Origin of the sequence: Phaeovulum sp. (genome assembly GCF_041596715.1) — a bacterium.
In the GTDB taxonomy this organism is placed as follows: Bacteria; Pseudomonadota; Alphaproteobacteria; order Rhodobacterales; family Rhodobacteraceae; genus UBA6213.
In genome coordinates this window covers 1-16,043 of the sequence record NZ_JBFHIA010000042.1, presented here as the reverse complement: position 1 = coordinate 16,043, position 16,043 = coordinate 1, and the positions used below count along the sequence as shown (strand labels likewise).

The following is a 16,043-nucleotide window of genomic DNA, read 5'->3' as shown; positions in this document are numbered from 1 at the left end:
CTTGTTCGAGCGTCGTCGAGAATGAAGGCACGTCGGTGCTCCTTTCAACGGGTGGCGGATGTCGGCGGAGGCCGCAGGCGCACCCTTGGTACTTGTTCTTAAACTTCGGTGGAAATCGGGCGGCTTCAAGGGCTTTCTTGCACTTTTGTCGCACCTGTGCCGATTGTCGCTGAAAATGTGATCGCAAATAGCCCCGCGCCCGGCGCTAGAAACGATCCTTACGTGCGCGCAGTTCGGTAAAGACGGCCAGCTCGTCGGCCCCCTTCATGCCTATCGCCGCGGCCAAGGCGGGCGAGGTGGCACGCAGAAAGGGATTGGTCGCACATTCAAGCGACAGCGGCACCGGCAGCGTCGGGCGTCCCTCCATTTGCAGCGTTTGCGCCGATTTCATCCGCGCGACCAGTTCCGGCTTGCCCGGCTCTAGGCTAAGCGCAAAGCGGCCGTTGGCGAGGGTATATTCATGTCCCGAGCAGATCAGCGTGTCGTCCGGCAGTGCTGCGAGGCGTTTGAGCGAGCCGAGCATCTCTGCCGGTGTTCCCTCGAACAAGCGCCCGCAGCCCCAGCCCATCAGGCTGTCGCCAGTAAAGGCCAGCCCCGCGTCTTTGAAGTAGTAGGCAAGGTGCCCCGAAGTGTGCCCCGGAACGCCGATCACCGTTACCTGCTGCATGCCGATCGGCAGCACATCGCCCGGCTCTACCTCTTCGGTCAGCGGTGGCAGCCGATGTGCGTCGGCTGCGGCACCATAAAGGCGCGCCCCGGTAGCCGCCTCTAGCATCGGCACGCCTTGGATATGGTCGGCGTGGTGATGCGTGATCAGGATGTGGCTCAGCTTCCAATCACGGGCAAAAAGCGCATGCAAGATCGGCGCGGCCTCGGGCGCGTCGATTACGACGGTCGTGTCGGTCGCGGCATCGTGCACAAGCCAGGCGTAGTTGTCGGCCAGGCATGGAACGGGGACGAGTTCGAGCGGCATGATCCAGTCTGCATTTCCACTTCAGGGACGCGCAGTTTCGCCCAAGCTTGCGGATTGCGCAATGCACCTTGCAACGGTCGGTAAATGCGTGCCGCCGCGAGCGCTTGCCGCTTGCATCATACGCCGCATGGCCCCACCTTTGACGCGCGCCCGTTCGGGGGGCGAGGCCGGACAAGGGTTCCATGCATCTCGACGTGCTTGACCTGCGCAACTTCTATTATCGCACCCAGCTTGGACGTGCGGCGCAAAAGGCCGTGCGCGATAGGGTGCTGGCGCTTTGGCCTGCGGGGCAGTCGGAAATGGCCGGGCTGACGGTGGCGGGCTTTGGCTTTGCGGTGCCATTGCTGCGCCCCTATCTGGAAACGGCGCGCCGGGTCATCGGGCTGATGCCCGCGGGGCAGGGGGTCATGCCTTGGCCGGTCGGGTTGCCGAATGTGTCGGTGCTTTGCGAAGAAACGCACTGGCCGCTGGAAACCGGCATGGTGGACCGGCTGATCGTGCTGCACGGGCTGGAAACATCGGATCACGCCGGTGCGCTGATGGCCGAGGCGTGGCGGGTTTTGGGCCCCGGCGGGCGGGCGCTGTTCATTGTGCCCAACCGCGCCGGGCTATGGGCGCCACGCGAAGGTACACCCTTCGGCTACGGGCGGCCCTATACGCTCGGCCAGCTTGATACGCAGGCGCGCGCTGCGGGTTTCATGCCCGAACGGCACGCCGCTGCACTATACATTCCGCCCTCGCACCGCCGGTTCTGGCTGCGCTCGGCACCGATGTGGGAACGCATGGGCCAGCGCGTTTCGGGCCTATTGGCCGCCGGGGTGGTGATACTCGAGGTGTCCAAGCAGGTGCAGGCACCGCGCCGTGGCGGCTTGGGCGAGGCAGTGCGCCGCCCGCTGCGCGTGCTTGAAGGCCAGCCCCGCCCGAAAGCCGAGCCGATCTGAGCGGGCCGGTGCGCGACGGAATCACCCCGCGCATGGCTGACCATCGCGCCTATTTTTGAACCCGCGAACAGGCTGTTAGCGCCTCCATTTCGGCGCAGAGCGGGCAGACGTAGCGACCGGGCCGGAAAATAGCGACAATGGTGGCGCAAAAGCCGTGGCCAAGATGGTTGCGGGGGCAATGGGGCTCTGCTACACCCGCGCCGAAATCAGACGTGCCGGGGGCTGCCTCGCACGCCACATGGGGTCTGCTGTCCGGGGATTGCCGAGCCAGCGCCAAGATATCGGAAGGGTTGACGTGTCCGAACCAGCTTCGATTTCCGCAAGTATCGCCGGGCGCTATGCGTCGGCCGTTTTTGAGCTTTCACAAGAGAGCAAATCGCTTGCCGCGCTGGAAAGCGATGTCGCCGCACTTGAGGCAATGATTGCCAGCAGCGCCGATCTGCGCGACCTGATCAGCTCGCCGCTGTATTCGCGTGACGCACAGCGCCGCGCGTTGGACGGAGTCGCGGCGAAGATGGGGCTTGGCCCGGTCGCCACCAACACTCTGGCGCTTTTGGCCGACAAGCGGCGCCTGTTTGTGCTGCCGCATCTGCTGGCCGCGCTGCGCGCCCGCATTGCGGATGCCAAGGGCGAAATGACCGCCGATATTACCGCCGCGCAGGCGTTGAGCGATGCGCAGGCAAAGGAACTCGTCGCGACGTTGTCCAAACAGAGCGGCAAGACTGTCAAATTGAATGTCGCCGTCGATGAAAGCCTCATCGGCGGTATGATCGTGAAGCTGGGCTCGAAGATGATCGATACCTCGGTCGCTTCCAAGCTCGCCTCCCTCCAGCACGCCATGAAAGAGGTCGGATAATGGGAATCCAAGCAGCTGAGATCTCTGCGATCCTGAAAGAGCAGATCAAGAACTTCGGGCAAGACGCCCAGGTGGCCGAGGTTGGCCGCGTGCTCAGCGTCGGCGACGGGATCGCGCGCGTGCACGGCCTCGACAACGTCCAGGCGGGCGAAATGGTCGAGTTTCCCGGCGGCATCCGCGGGATGGCGCTGAACCTCGAAGTCGACAACGTCGGCGTCGTGATCTTCGGTTCTGACCGGGACATCAAAGAAGGTGACACGGTCAAGCGCACCAAGTCGATCGTTGACGTGCCGGTGGGCGAGGCGCTGCTGGGCCGCGTCGTTGACGGCCTTGGCAACCCGATCGATGGCAAGGGCCCGATCGTAACCGAACATCGCCTTGTGGCCGACGTGAAGGCCCCCGGCATCATCCCGCGGAAATCGGTGCACCAGCCGATGGCGACCGGTCTCAAGTCGGTTGACGCGATGATCCCGATCGGCCGTGGCCAGCGCGAGCTGATCATCGGCGACCGTCAGACCGGCAAGACCGCGATCGCGCTCGACACCATTCTGAACCAGAAAAGCTACAACGAAGCCAACCCCGAGATGAAGCTGCACTGCTTCTACGTGGCAATCGGGCAAAAGCGTTCGACCGTGGCGCAGCTTGTGAAGAAGCTCGAAGAAGCCGGCGCGATGGAATACACCACCGTGATCGCCGCTACCGCTTCCGAACCGGCGCCGCTTCAGTTCCTTGCGCCCTATTCGGCAACTGCGATGGCCGAATACTTCCGCGATTCGGGCCGCCATGCGCTGATCATCTATGACGACCTTTCCAAACAGGCCGTGTCCTACCGCCAGATGTCGCTGCTGCTGCGCCGCCCGCCGGGGCGCGAAGCCTATCCGGGCGACGTGTTCTACCTCCACTCGCGCCTGCTGGAACGTTCGGCCAAGCTGAACGAAGACTTTGGCGGCGGCTCGCTGACGGCGCTGCCGATCATCGAAACCCAAGGTGGCGACGTTTCGGCCTTTATTCCGACCAACGTGATCTCGATCACCGACGGGCAGATCTTCCTTGAAACCGAACTGTTCTACCAAGGCGTCCGTCCTGCCGTGAACACCGGTCTTTCGGTGTCGCGCGTTGGTTCTTCGGCGCAAACCTCGGCGATGAAGTCGGTGGCTGGCCCGGTGAAACTGGAGCTCGCGCAGTATCGCGAAATGGCGGCCTTCGCGCAGTTCGGCTCTGACCTCGACGCGGCGACGCAAAAGCTGCTGAACCGTGGCGCGCGCCTGACCGAGCTGATGAAGCAACCGCAGTACTCGCCGCTGACCAACGCCGAAATCGTCGTTGCGATTTTCGCGGGTACCAAAGGCTACCTGGACGGTATCGGTGTGAAGGATGTGGGTCGTTTTGAAGCGGGGCTGATGGCGCATCTGCGTTCCAACCACGCCGATCTTCTGGCCGATATCACCAACAACGACCGCAAGGTGGCGGGCGATTTGGAAAAATCCATTCGCGCCGCACTGGACGCCTACGCCAAGACCTTCGCCTGAGAGCGTGAGAGGAGTGGGGCATGCCCAGCCTTAAGGACCTGAAAAACCGGATCTCGAGCGTCAAGAACACGCGCAAGATCACCAAGGCGATGCAAATGGTCTCGGCGGCAAAACTCCGCCGGGCCCAAGATGCAGCCGAGGCCGCGCGGCCCTATGCCGACCGGATGAACTCGGTGATCGCCGGACTAGCCGCCTCGGTCGGCTCGTCAGACAGCGCACCGCGCCTGCTGCGCGGCACGGGAAGCGACCAGACCCACCTCTTGGTGGTGATGACCGCGGAACGCGGCCTTTGCGGCGGCTTCAACTCGTCGATCGTGCGCCTTGCGCGCGCCCGTATCAACGAACTGTTGGCGGCCGGAAAGACGGTGAAAATCCTCACCGTCGGCAAGAAGGGCCGCGAGCAGCTGAAGCGTGAGTTTGGCAAGCACTTCATCGCGCATGTGGACCTGACCGAAGTGAAGCGCGTCGGCTACGATAACGCCCAGTCGATCGCCCGAGACATTCTCGCGCGGTTCGAAGCGGGCGAGTTTGACGTGGCTACCTTGTACTACAACCGCTTCCAGTCGGTGATGACGCAGATCCCGACGCCGCGCCAGATTATTCCGGCGGCGTTCGAGGGCGAGGCGCAGGCCGCGGTGGGCTATGACTACGAGCCCAGCGAAGAGGCCATTCTGGCCGATCTGCTACCGCGCGGCGTGGCCACTCAGGTGTTCACGGCGCTTCTGGAAAACGGTGCCTCGGAACAGGGTGCCCGGATGTCGGCTATGGATAGCGCCACGCGCAATGCGGGCGAGATGATCGACAAGCTGACGATCATCTACAACCGCTCGCGTCAGGCGGCGATCACCAAAGAGCTCATCGAAATCATTTCGGGCGCCGAGGCGCTCTGACGGAACCGGAGAGAAACGACATGGCAAAAGCAGTTGGCAAAATCACGCAGGTGATCGGCGCCGTGGTCGACGTGCAGTTCGAAGATAGCCTTCCGGCGATTCTGAACGCGCTCGAAACACACAACAACGGCAAGCGGCTGATCCTTGAAGTGGCGCAGCATCTTGGCGAAAACACGGTGCGGGCGGTTGCGATGGACGCAACCGAAGGCCTCGTGCGCGGCGAAAAGGTTACCGATACCGGTGCACCGATCACCGTGCCGGTGGGCAACGCCACGCTGGGGCGCATCATCAACGTGATCGGCGAGCCGGTCGATGAAAAGGGCCCGGTGGCACAAACCGAAACCCGCGCTATCCACCAACCCGCGCCCGAGTTTTCGGAGCAGTCGACCGAAAGCCTCGTGCTGGTTACCGGCATCAAGGTGATCGACCTGCTGGCCCCCTATGCCAAGGGCGGCAAGATCGGCCTCTTTGGCGGCGCAGGTGTGGGCAAGACGGTTCTGATCATGGAACTGATCAACAACATCGCCAAAGTGCACTCGGGCTTCTCGGTGTTTGCTGGTGTTGGCGAACGGACCCGTGAGGGCAACGACCTTTACCACGAAATGATCGAATCGGGCGTTATCAACCTCGAGAAGATGGAAGAGTCGAAGGTGGCGCTTGTCTACGGTCAGATGAACGAACCGCCGGGGGCCCGTATGCGCGTCGCGCTGACCGGTCTGACCTTGGCCGAGCAGTTCCGCGACCAGTCGGGCACCGACGTTCTGTTCTTCGTCGACAACATCTTCCGCTTTACGCAAGCCGGTTCGGAAGTGTCGGCTCTGCTGGGCCGTATCCCTTCGGCCGTGGGCTATCAGCCGACCCTCGCCACCGACATGGGTACGCTGCAAGAACGTATCACCTCGACCCGCGCGGGTTCGATTACCTCGGTGCAGGCGATCTACGTGCCGGCCGACGACCTTACCGACCCGGCGCCTGCGACCTCGTTCGCTCACCTCGACGCGACCACCGTGTTGTCACGTGCGATTTCGGAACTGGGCATCTACCCGGCCGTGGACCCGCTCGACTCGACCTCGCGTCTGCTCGACCCGGCGATCATCGGTGCCGAGCACTATCAGGTTGCCACCGACGTGCAGCAGATCCTGCAACGCTACAAATCGCTGCAAGACATCATCGCCATTCTGGGCATGGACGAGCTGAGCGAAGACGACAAGCTGACCGTGGCGCGTGCGCGTAAACTTCAGCGCTTCCTCAGCCAGCCGTTCGACGTGGCCAAGGTGTTTACCGGTTCGGATGGCAAGCAGGTTCCGCTGGAAGATACCATCAAGTCGTTCAAGGCGGTGGTTGCGGGCGAATACGACCATTTGCCGGAGGCGGCCTTCTATATGGTCGGAGGCATCGAGGAAGTGATCGCCAAGGCGCAACGTCTGGCCGCCGAAGCAGCCTGAGGAGGGCGGAGTGATGGCCGATACGATGCAATTCGATCTGGTCGCGCCCGAGCGCCGCCTGGCCTCGGTCGCGGCGCGCGAAGTGCGCATTCCAGGTGCCGATGGCGACCTGACGGCGATGCCCGGCCATGCCGCGTTGATCACCACCTTGCGCCCCGGCGTCTTGACCGTGGTTTCGGCCGAGGGCACTACCGATTTTGTGGTGACGGGTGGTTTTGCCGAAATCACCGCCGAGTCGGTAACCGTCTTGGCCGAGCGTGGCCTGCCGAAGGCAGAGTTTAGCGCCGCGATCCACGCGGATCTGGTGGCCGAGGCGCGCGTCGCGCGTGATGCGGCACCGCACAATCTGGTTGACGATGCGGTGAAGCTGCTGGCCGACATGGAAGCGCTTGGCGACCACATGAGCCTTTAGGCCGCAGGTCTGAAAAAGGAAAAGGCCCCGGGTTGCTCCGGGGCTTTTTTATTACGCGCCAGCACGATAGGTTGCGCGTAACAGTGGAGGAATGATGCGGCGATTGGGTAGCCACGAGGTAGGCGTAGATCAGGGTTCGCTGATCCTGTTTTCCGATTACCTCGACGGCGGCGCGATGTGGACTGGTGAAGGCCCGCGCGAGTTTCGCCGTCTGGTAGAGTTTTCCGAACCCTTCCTTGTGCCGCCTTCGGTACAGGTCACGCTGTCGATGTGGGACGTGGACCAAAAGCACAACGGTCGCATGGACCTGTCGGCGGACATGGTCACCGAGGAAGGCTTCGTGATCGTATTCCGCACTTGGGGGGACAGCCGCGTCGCCCGCGTGCGCGCCGATTGGCTGGCCATCGGGGCAGTGAAGAACGAAGATGATTGGGACGTGGGCTGAAAGATCAGACCCGCTGACCGCTTTAAGCGCCCAATTACCCATGAAAAAGGGCGCCCAAGGGCGCCCAATTCCGAAAACACTGCCGAAAGCTTAGGCGAGTGCCAGGTTCGTCGCCGATTCGCGGCCATCACGGCCCGATTCGATGTCGAAGGTGACGGCTTGACCGTCATTCAGCTGGCGGATGCCCGCACGCTCCAGCGCCGAGATGTGCACGAACACGTCACGGTTGCCGCCTTCCGGGGCAATAAAGCCGAAGCCTTTGGTAGCGTTAAACCATTTCACGGTGCCTTTGGCCATCGTGAGATCTCCTGTTTCTGTTTCGCCACCCGCGAAATGCGGTGGCCCGGCTCAGTCACATCTGGATCGAAACTGAACCGTGAGGAAACAGCGGGTCGATAAAGAAAGTGTAGCCGGTGTCTTATGCACTACTTTTCCAAATAATGCAATGATTGTGAAATATGCTCATGTCGAGGTGCCGCCCGCACGCGCCGCGCTCGGCCATTCGGCACCGGCGCGTTGGCGTATCGGTAAAGCTGCAGAAGGCGCAGCTTCATTCTGTGGCGCGGGCAGGGATGGTTGTCTTGCTTCTCGAATGAAAAAGGGCGCCCGGGGGCGCCCTTTCCCACAATTACCCAGGTGGGGGCAGCTTACATCATGCCGTCCATGCCGCCCATGCCACCCATGCCGCCCATGCCGCCGCCAGCGGCAGCTTTGGGCTCGGGCTTTTCAGCGATCATCGCTTCGGTGGTGATCAGAAGCCCGGCGATCGAGGCCGCGTCTTCCAGCGCAGTGCGCACCACTTTGGCCGGATCGATCACGCCGAACTTGAACATGTCGCCATATTCTTCGGTCTGCGCGTTGAAGCCAAAGGTCGGGTCTTTGCTGTCGCGGACTTTGCCGGCCACAACGGCGCCATCGACGCCGGCGTTTTCGGCGATCTGGCGCATTGGGGCTTCCAGAGCCTTGCGCACGATCACGATGCCAGCGGTCTGGTCGGCGTTGGCGCCTTCCATAGCGTGCAGAAGCTTGGAAGCCTGCACCAGTGCTACGCCGCCACCGACAACGATGCCTTCTTGCACGGCCGCGCGGGTCGCGTTGAGCGAGTCATCAACGCGGTCTTTGCGCTCTTTCACTTCGGTCTCGGTCATGCCGCCCACACGGATCACCGCAACCCCGCCCGCCAGTTTGGCGACGCGCTCTTGCAGTTTTTCCTTGTCGTAGTCCGAAGTGGTTTCTTCGATCTGGGTGCGGATCTGGGCCACGCGAGCTTCGATTTCGGCTTTCTCGCCAGCGCCATCGATGATCGTGGTGGTGTCTTTGGTGATCGTCACGCGCTTGGCTTTGCCGAGCATGTCAAGCGTGACATTCTCGAGCTTCATGCCGAGGTCTTCCGAAATCACCTGACCGCCAGTCAGGATCGCGATGTCTTGCAGCATGGCCTTGCGGCGATCGCCAAAGCCCGGTGCCTTGACGGCCGCGATCTTCAGCCCACCGCGCAGCTTGTTCACGACGAGGGTCGCAAGCGCTTCGCCTTCGACATCTTCCGAGATGATCAGAAGCGGTTTGCCCGACTGAATGACCGACTCGAGCAGCGGCACCATCGGCTGAAGCGAACCGAGTTTCTTCTCGTGCAGCAGGATCAGTGCGTCTTCAAGCTCGGCCACCATCTTGTCGGCGTTGGTGACGAAGTAGGGGGAAAGGTAGCCACGGTCGAATTGCATACCTTCGACCACTTCGACCTCGGTCTCCATGCCCTTGTTTTCTTCGACGGTGATGACACCCTCGTTGCCGACCTTCTGCATCGCGTCGGCGATCATGCGGCCGATGTTGGCCTCGCCGTTGGCCGAAATGGTGCCAACTTGCGCAACTTCGTCGCTGTCTTTCACCGGGCGCGCCGCAGCCTTGATGGCCTCGACCACGCGGGCGGTAGCAAGGTCGATGCCGCGCTTCAGGTCCATCGGGTTCATGCCCGCTGCGACCGACTTCAGGCCTTCTTTGATGATCGCTTGCGCGAGAACGGTGGCGGTGGTGGTGCCGTCGCCCGCTTCGTCATTGGTGCGGCTGGCGACTTCTTTCACCATCTGCGCGCCCATGTTCTCGAACTTGTCGGTCAGCTCGATTTCCTTGGCGACTGTCACACCGTCTTTGGTGATGCGCGGGGCACCGTAAGATTTTTCAATCACCACGTTGCGGCCTTTCGGGCCGAGCGTAACCTTTACCGCGTCTGCGAGAATGTTGACGCCTTTCAGCATCCGGTCGCGGGCGTCGGTGGAAAACTTAACTTCCTTGGCAGCCATGTGTCTGCTCCTGATTTCAGAATGAGGTTGTTTGGAAAGGCGCTTCTCAGGCGATAATGCCGAGAATGTCGCTTTCTTTCATGATCAGCAGTTCTTCGCCGTCGAGCGTGACTTCGGTGCCCGACCATTTCCCAAACAGGATGCGGTCGCCTTTTTTGACCGAGGGGGCAATCAGTTCGCCCGAGTCTTTGCGCGCGCCTTCGCCTACGGCCACAATCAGCCCCTCAGCGGGTTTTTCTTTCGCGTTGTCGGGAATGATCAGACCGCCCTTGGTCTTTTCTTCGCCTTTGACGCGGCTGACCAGAACGCGGTCGTGCAGCGGTTTGAAAGCCATGTGAAAGCTCCGTTGGTTCAAGTGTGAAAGATATTAGCACTCACTCACGGCGAGTGCCAGCAGAGGTGAGATAGGCAAGTCACCCACGCCTGTCAACCGCGCCATGCGTGAAAAAATGGGCGGCTTTGTACGCTTGGCGGCGGCGGCAATGCGTGGCAGTTTCAACCCATGCGCACCGCCCGATCCTTGCTTTGCCGAATAGTCGTTGCGACCTGCCTGTGCGCCCCCGCACCGGCGCTGGCGCTTTGCGTTGGGGAAAACCTGTTCGACGCGCTTGCGCCGAGCGTGCAGACAGAATTGCGCGCCCGCGCCGCAGAGGCACCTTTTGCCGAAGGGCTGTATTGGCGGGCCGAAAGGGGCGATGCGCGTATCACCCTGATTGGCACCTTTCATTTTGACGATCCACGCCATGTGGAAACGCTTGCTGCACTTGCGCCCGCTTTGGCCGAGGCGCGGGCGCTTCTTGTCGAGGCGGGGCCTGCGGAAGAGGCCGCGCTGCAAGCAGCGATGGTGGAGCGGCTGGACCTTTTTTTCGTGCCAAACGGGCCGACCTTGCCCGAACGTCTTAGTGCGTCTGACTGGCAGCGCCTTAGCGACGCGATGCGCATACGCGGCGTGCCCGCCTTTTTCGCCGCCAAGTTCAAGCCTTGGTATGCGGCGATGACGCTATCGCTTTCGCCTTGCGCCTTGGGTGAGGTGGCGGCGGGGCAAAAGGGGCTCGACGGGCAATTGATCGCGGCGGCCGATGCGCGCGGTTTGCCGGTGCGCGCGCTTGAACCTTTTGACGCGGCGCTGACGCTGTTTGACCTTGTGTCCGAAACCGACCAGCTAGATCTGATCCGCGCTGCACTGCTGACCGCCTCTGCCGCAGACGATTACACCGCAACCCTTGCCGGTGCCTATTTCGCCGAGGAAACCCGGCTGATCTGGGAGTTTACGCGCCATGACGCACTGGCCAATTCGGGCCTAGATGCCGAAGTGGTCGATGCGCAACTGCGGCTGGGTGAGGAATATCTGTTAGAGCGGCGCAACCGCGCATGGCTCGCGCCGATCTTGGCCGAGGCCGCTGAGGGCCCGGTGCTGGTCGCCATCGGGGCGTTGCATCTGCCGGGGCAGGGCGGATTGCTTGCCCTGCTTCAGGCCGAGGGGTTTCGGCTGACGCGGTTGGCGCTGCCGCGCTAGGTGCCGCTACGCTGCAACGCGGCAAGTGACAAGCCCGCGCTCAGACCCTATAAGACGGCAAATTACCAACGAGGCATGATATGATTACCGTTCTGGGTCACAAATCCCCCGATACCGACGCAACCTGTTCGCCCATCATCTGGGCTTGGTATCTGACCGCCATCAAGCATACCCCGGCGCGTCCGGTGCTGCTGGGCAAGCCGAACACCGAGGCGGCCTTCGTGCTTAAACGCTGGTCGCTGGGCGAGCCCGAGATCATCGCCGATGTCGCGCCGGGCGAAAAAGTGGTGATCGTCGATACCAACAACCCCGCCGAACTGCCGCCCTCGATCAACGACGCCAACGTGATCGGCATCATTGACCACCACATGCTGGCAGGCGGCATCAAGACGCGCGCGCCGATTGACATCACGATCCGCCCGCTGGCCTGCACCGCCACCATCATGCACGATCTGATGGGAGAAGACGCGGCCCGGATGCCCGAGCCGATCAAATGCGCGATGCTTTCGTGCATCCTGTCCGACACGCTGGAGTTCCGCAGCCCCACCACCACGCCACACGACCGCGCGGTGGCCGAAAAGCTTGCGCTCGAGCTTGGCATCTCTATCGCCGATTACGCGGCCGAACTGTTTGCCGCCAAATCAGACGTTTCCGCTTTCTCCGAAGCGGAACTGCTGCGCATGGACAGCAAGGAATACGAGGTTGCGGGCAAGCAACTGCGGGTTTCGGTGCTGGAAACCACGGCACCGGCCGTGGTGCTGGCGCGCAAGGCCGAACTGATGGCCGCGATGCCGGGGGTGGCTACCGAGGACGGTGCCGATCAGGTTCTGCTGTTCGTGGTGGATATCCTGCGCGAAGAAGCCACGCTTCTGGTGCCGAATGATCTGGTAAAGCGCATCGCGGAAGCGAGCTTTGGTGCCAAGGTCATGGGCGACACTGTTGTGCTGCCCGGTATCATGAGCCGCAAAAAGCAGATCATCCCGGCGCTGAAGGTCTAAGAAAGACCGCTTCGGACAAAAAAAGGCCTCGCTGCTTTCATGCGGCGAGGCCGTTTTTTTCAGCAGGCCGGGCAGACCGGGCGCGAGGTCTGATAGCCTTCGGCGATTTGCTGGCTCATGCCGCCCACAACCGAAACGACGTGGTTGGGGATCATCGGTGCAAGGGCTTCTGCGGCAAGTCTGCTGCGATTGCCGCTCCGGCAGATCAGAACAACGTCGCGCCCGTCAGCAATCTGCGGCCCGATCTTTTCCAGAAAGCTGTTCGGGCTTTCAAAGGTTAAAAGCGTTGCGCCGTCGATTACGCCGGTTTCGACCCATTCATCGGGTCTGCGGATATCGACGACCAGCGCACCCGACGCCATCATTTCGGCCACGGTCATGGACCGCTCTTCGAATGCGGGCGCATTGCTGGTAGCGGTGCTTTGGCTCCACGCATAGCCTGCCCCTGCAATGGCCACCGCGCCGACCCCAAGCGCCAGAAATTGCCGTTTTGTGATGCTGCTCATGCTTCGCCCTCTAATTCATATTCGACGGGCGATATATGAGGGAATCGGTCATTTTAGCAAGTCACGTCTTTGCGCAGCGCCCCTTTCCTTTTTGCGCCGCGCCGTTCATGAAGAGCCAAATGGAGAGGCGCAATGACCCGTATCGTCACCGCACTTGCAGATATATCGCAGCCTTATGACGCAGTGTTTTGCGACCTCTGGGGGTGCCTGCACGATGGCGTGGAGCCCTTTCCCGCCGCCGTCACCGCGCTGCGGCAATTTCGCGCGGGCGGTGGCCGGGTCATCCTGCTGACCAACGCCCCGCGCCCCTCGCGCTATGTGATCGAGGCGCTCGACCGCATGGGTGTTGCGCGTGATGCGTGGGATGCGGTGATATCCTCGGGCGATGCGACGCAGGATGCGTTGTTTTCGGGCGCGGTCGGGCGGCGCATCTGGCATCTTGGCCCAGACAAGGATGACGGCATTTTCACCGAGGTGCCGCCGCAATGGGCCGATGCCGCGCCGATCGAAAGAGTGGCGCTGGACGATGCCGACGCGATTCTGTGCACCGGCCCCTTCGATGAATTGACCGAAAAGCCCGACGATTATCGCGCCCGTTTTCTGCTGGCAAAAACCCGTGGCCTGCCGATGCTTTGCGCCAACCCGGACATCGTGGTTGATATGGGGGAAAAGCGCATCTGGTGCGCGGGGGCGCTGGCCGAGCTTTACGAACAGATGGGCGGCAAGGCGCTGTATTTCGGCAAGCCGCACCCGCCGATCTACGATATGGCAATGCGCAAACTTTCTGAGCTTGGCGGTGCGGGTGAGGGCAGGGTGCTTGCCATTGGTGACGGCATCGGCACCGATGTAGCGGGCGCTGCGGGCGAGGGGATGGACGTGCTGTTCATCACCGCAGGGCTTTCGGCTGCTGAGTTCGGGCCGGACCCCGATCAGCCCGATCCCGCGCTGCTCGACGCTTGGCTGGCCGGGCAGAAGCAGGCGCCCACCTATGCTGCGGCGCGGCTACGCTAGGCGCATCCATCGATATTCGGTTGCGGTAATACGGGTTTTCGTGTCAATTCGCGCCCAGTAATCTGTCATTTTGGGGCGCAAAGCAACATAGTTGCGGAATGTGCCACCAAAGAGTTTGTATGTTGCGCGCCGGTAGTGCCATCGCTATGCTGCGGCGCAACATGAGTCTTCAAGGGGCGCGATGATGCTCGACAATCTGCCGCGTGGCACGATCTTCATCGAAGACATCGAAGTTGGCATGACTCGGGGGCTTCAGAAGCGCGTCTCCGATCAAGACATCGCGCTTTTCGCCGAGGTTTCGACCGACCATAACCCGGTGCATCTAGATGACGCCTACGCCCAAGGGTCGATCTTTGAAGGTCGCATCGCGCATGGAATGCTGACCGCCGCGCTGATTTCAGCGGTAATCGGCGAACAGCTTCCCGGCCACGGTTCGGTTTATCTTGGCCAGTCGCTGCGCTTCATGGCCCCGGTGCGGCCGGGCGATTTGGTGCGCGCCGAGGTCAAGGTTACTGCAGTCGATCTTGCGCGGCGGCGAGTCACGCTTGAAACCCTCTGCTTCGTGGGCGATACGGTGGTGCTGAAGGGCGAGGCGCTGGTGCTGGCGCCCAGTCACAAGTTCGACTGAACGGGCGGGCCACTCCGCCGCATATGCGAAGCGGGGACGATGCAGACCATCACCGATTGGCAAGGGCTTGACCCGGCGCTCAAGGGCGCCTCGGTGGCTATGGGCAATTTCGACGGTGTGCATTTGGGCCACCGCTCGGTGATAGCGCTTGCCGCTGCAAAGCCAGAGCCGCTTGGTATCGTTACCTTTGAGCCGCATCCGCGCGCCTTCTTTACCCCCAAGGCCGCGCAATTCCGGCTCATGAACTCCGAAGCGCGGCGGCACCGGCTGGCAAAGCTGGGTGTCGAGCGGCTGTATGAATTGCACTTCGACGAGGTGTTGGCCGCGATGAGCGCCGAGGACTTCGCGCAGCAGGTGCTTTGCGCCGGGCTTGGCGTGCGCCACGTAGCGGTGGGGGCGGATTTCCGCTTTGGCAAGGGGCGCACGGGCACCGCCGAATTGCTGACCGAACTGGGTGCGGCCTGCGGCTTTGACGTGTCGATCGCGCCGCTGCTGCGCGTCGATGGGCTTGATGTGTCATCAACCGCGATCCGGCAGGCGCTTTCCGATGGTCGCCCGCGAGATGCCGCCGCGATGCTCGGGCACTGGCACCGTATCGAAGGCGCGGTGGAACACGGTGAAAAGCGTGGCCGCGAGATGGGTTATCCCACTGCCAACATGGGCCTTTCCGGGCTGCACCTGCCGCGGATGGGCGTATACGCGGTGCGCGTCGAGGTGCTCGGCGGGCCGCAGGCGGGCGAATATGATGGTGTGGCCAGTCTTGGCGTGCGGCCGATGTTTGGCCGCAACGCCCCTAATCTGGAAACCTATATCTTCGACTTTTCGGGCGACCTTTACGACCAGCACCTTTCGGTTGCGCTGGTCGATTACCTGCGCCCCGAGATCAAGTTCGCAAGCCTCGAAGCTCTTGTCACGCAGATCGAGGCCGATTGTGGTGCCGCGCGTTCGTGCCTGTCTGCGCTTTGACCCCTTTCCATTTGCGCGCCTTTAGGTCAGCTTCCGCGCCATGACATCGCCTCACCGCCCACGCTTTTGGGAATTGCCGCTTACCTCGCTGACACCTTCCGAATGGGAGGCGCTCTGCGATGGCTGCGGCAAGTGCTGCCTCAACAAGCTCGAGTTCGAGGATAACGGCGAGGTCGCCTTTACCCGCGTTGCCTGCCGCCTGCTTGATGGCGAGTCCTGCCGCTGCAAGTCTTACGACAACCGCCACCAATTCGTGCCCGAATGTGTGCGCATGACGCCCAAAAGCATCAAGAAGGGTGCTTATTGGATGCCTTCGACCTGCGCCTATCGGCTGCGCTTTTTCGGCCAGCCCTTGCCCGATTGGCATCCGCTGCTGACAGGTGATCCCAACAGCGTGCACGAAGCGGGCCAATCGGTGCGCGGCTGGACGGTGTCTGAAAGCGATGTGCCCGAAGCTGACTGGGAAGACTATATCATTGAGGACCTTTAAATGAACTTCGCCTCTGACAATACCTCTGCCGCCGCACCCGAGATTCTTGCAGCCGTTATCGCCGCCAACAGCGGTTATGCGATGCCCTATGGCAATGACCCTATCATGGAGCAGGTGCGCGCCCGGCTGCGCGAGGTGTT

18 protein-coding genes are annotated in these 16,043 nt (G+C 62.1%); 13 read left to right on the top strand and 5 right to left on the bottom strand.

Annotation, left to right across the window (positions count from 1 at the left end):
* Positions 1 to 205: 205 nt before the first annotated feature.
* Entirely contained in the window at positions 206 to 973 is a 768-nt protein-coding gene (gene gloB, locus ABY403_RS04690; protein WP_372839452.1) for a hydroxyacylglutathione hydrolase, read from the bottom strand.
* A 182-nt stretch (positions 974 to 1,155) separates the two neighbouring features.
* Here gloB and ABY403_RS04685 point away from each other — a divergent pair, with 182 nt between their 5' ends.
* From ABY403_RS04685 to ABY403_RS04655, 7 genes are all read left to right on the top strand, one after another.
* Entirely contained in the window at positions 1,156 to 1,914 is a 759-nt protein-coding gene (locus ABY403_RS04685; RefSeq protein ID WP_372839450.1) for a hypothetical protein, read from the top strand.
* A gap of 295 nt (positions 1,915 to 2,209) precedes the next feature.
* Positions 2,210 to 2,770, top strand: coding sequence for a F0F1 ATP synthase subunit delta (locus ABY403_RS04680; RefSeq protein ID WP_372839448.1), 561 nt, complete (start codon positions 2,210 to 2,212; stop codon positions 2,768 to 2,770).
* The gene (gene atpA / locus ABY403_RS04675; protein WP_372839446.1) at positions 2,770 to 4,299 is read left to right on the top strand and encodes a F0F1 ATP synthase subunit alpha; all 1,530 of its coding nucleotides are present in this window, start codon (positions 2,770 to 2,772) and stop codon (positions 4,297 to 4,299) included. The genes ABY403_RS04680 and atpA overlap by 1 nt, the downstream gene beginning before the upstream one ends.
* Positions 4,300 to 4,319: 20 nt before the next feature.
* On the top strand, positions 4,320 to 5,189 hold the full coding sequence (locus tag ABY403_RS04670; protein ID WP_372839444.1) for a F0F1 ATP synthase subunit gamma: 870 nt from the start codon (positions 4,320 to 4,322) through the stop codon (positions 5,187 to 5,189).
* A gap of 20 nt (positions 5,190 to 5,209) precedes the next feature.
* Positions 5,210 to 6,634 (top strand): F0F1 ATP synthase subunit beta, encoded by a 1,425-nt coding sequence (atpD, locus tag ABY403_RS04665; RefSeq protein ID WP_372839442.1) that lies wholly within the window; start codon positions 5,210 to 5,212, stop codon positions 6,632 to 6,634.
* A 13-nt stretch (positions 6,635 to 6,647) separates the two neighbouring features.
* On the top strand, positions 6,648 to 7,046 hold the full coding sequence (locus tag ABY403_RS04660; protein WP_372839438.1) for a F0F1 ATP synthase subunit epsilon: 399 nt from the start codon (positions 6,648 to 6,650) through the stop codon (positions 7,044 to 7,046).
* A 94-nt stretch (positions 7,047 to 7,140) separates the two neighbouring features.
* A complete protein-coding gene (locus ABY403_RS04655; RefSeq protein WP_372839436.1) occupies positions 7,141 to 7,491 on the top strand; it encodes an H-type lectin domain-containing protein in 351 nt (116 codons plus the stop codon).
* A gap of 90 nt (positions 7,492 to 7,581) precedes the next feature.
* Here the strand turns inward: ABY403_RS04655 and ABY403_RS04650 are convergent, their stop codons facing one another.
* The 3 genes from ABY403_RS04650 to ABY403_RS04640 form a co-directional block, all read right to left on the bottom strand.
* Positions 7,582 to 7,788: a cold-shock protein gene (locus ABY403_RS04650; RefSeq protein ID WP_372839434.1), complete on the bottom strand. Its 207-nt coding sequence runs from the start codon at positions 7,786 to 7,788 to the stop codon at positions 7,582 to 7,584.
* Between the two features lie 350 nt (positions 7,789 to 8,138).
* Entirely contained in the window at positions 8,139 to 9,788 is a 1,650-nt protein-coding gene (groL, locus tag ABY403_RS04645) for a chaperonin GroEL (protein WP_372839432.1), read from the bottom strand.
* Between the two features lie 46 nt (positions 9,789 to 9,834).
* Complete coding sequence (locus ABY403_RS04640; RefSeq protein WP_372839430.1) at positions 9,835 to 10,122, bottom strand: co-chaperone GroES; 288 nt, start codon at positions 10,120 to 10,122, stop codon at positions 9,835 to 9,837.
* Positions 10,123 to 10,290: 168 nt separating this feature from the next.
* Here ABY403_RS04640 and ABY403_RS04635 point away from each other — a divergent pair, with 168 nt between their 5' ends.
* Together ABY403_RS04635 and ABY403_RS04630 are read left to right on the top strand one after the other, a co-directional pair.
* Positions 10,291 to 11,304 (top strand): TraB/GumN family protein, encoded by a 1,014-nt coding sequence (locus ABY403_RS04635; RefSeq protein ID WP_372839428.1) that lies wholly within the window; start codon positions 10,291 to 10,293, stop codon positions 11,302 to 11,304.
* Positions 11,305 to 11,384: 80 nt separating this feature from the next.
* Entirely contained in the window at positions 11,385 to 12,302 is a 918-nt protein-coding gene (locus ABY403_RS04630; RefSeq protein ID WP_372839426.1) for a manganese-dependent inorganic pyrophosphatase, read from the top strand.
* A 59-nt stretch (positions 12,303 to 12,361) separates the two neighbouring features.
* Here ABY403_RS04630 and ABY403_RS04625 read toward each other — a convergent pair whose 3' ends face one another.
* On the bottom strand, positions 12,362 to 12,808 hold the full coding sequence (locus ABY403_RS04625) for a rhodanese-like domain-containing protein (RefSeq protein WP_372839424.1): 447 nt from the start codon (positions 12,806 to 12,808) through the stop codon (positions 12,362 to 12,364).
* Positions 12,809 to 12,940: 132 nt separating this feature from the next.
* Between ABY403_RS04625 and ABY403_RS04620 the strand changes: the two genes are divergently transcribed.
* The 4 genes from ABY403_RS04620 to ABY403_RS04605 all read left to right on the top strand — a co-directional run bounded on the left by ABY403_RS04620 (position 12,941) and on the right by ABY403_RS04605 (position 15,903).
* Positions 12,941 to 13,819 (top strand): TIGR01459 family HAD-type hydrolase, encoded by an 879-nt coding sequence (locus tag ABY403_RS04620; protein ID WP_372839421.1) that lies wholly within the window; start codon positions 12,941 to 12,943, stop codon positions 13,817 to 13,819.
* Positions 13,820 to 14,003: 184 nt separating this feature from the next.
* Positions 14,004 to 14,447 carry a MaoC family dehydratase gene (locus tag ABY403_RS04615; RefSeq protein WP_372839419.1) on the top strand — a complete coding sequence of 148 codons (444 nt, stop codon included), beginning with the start codon at positions 14,004 to 14,006 and terminating at the stop codon, positions 14,445 to 14,447.
* A gap of 39 nt (positions 14,448 to 14,486) precedes the next feature.
* Positions 14,487 to 15,413: a bifunctional riboflavin kinase/FAD synthetase gene (locus ABY403_RS04610; protein WP_372839416.1), complete on the top strand. Its 927-nt coding sequence runs from the start codon at positions 14,487 to 14,489 to the stop codon at positions 15,411 to 15,413.
* Positions 15,414 to 15,453: 40 nt separating this feature from the next.
* Positions 15,454 to 15,903: a YcgN family cysteine cluster protein gene (locus tag ABY403_RS04605; protein WP_372839413.1), complete on the top strand. Its 450-nt coding sequence runs from the start codon at positions 15,454 to 15,456 to the stop codon at positions 15,901 to 15,903.
* Positions 15,904 to 16,043 lie beyond the last annotated feature (140 nt).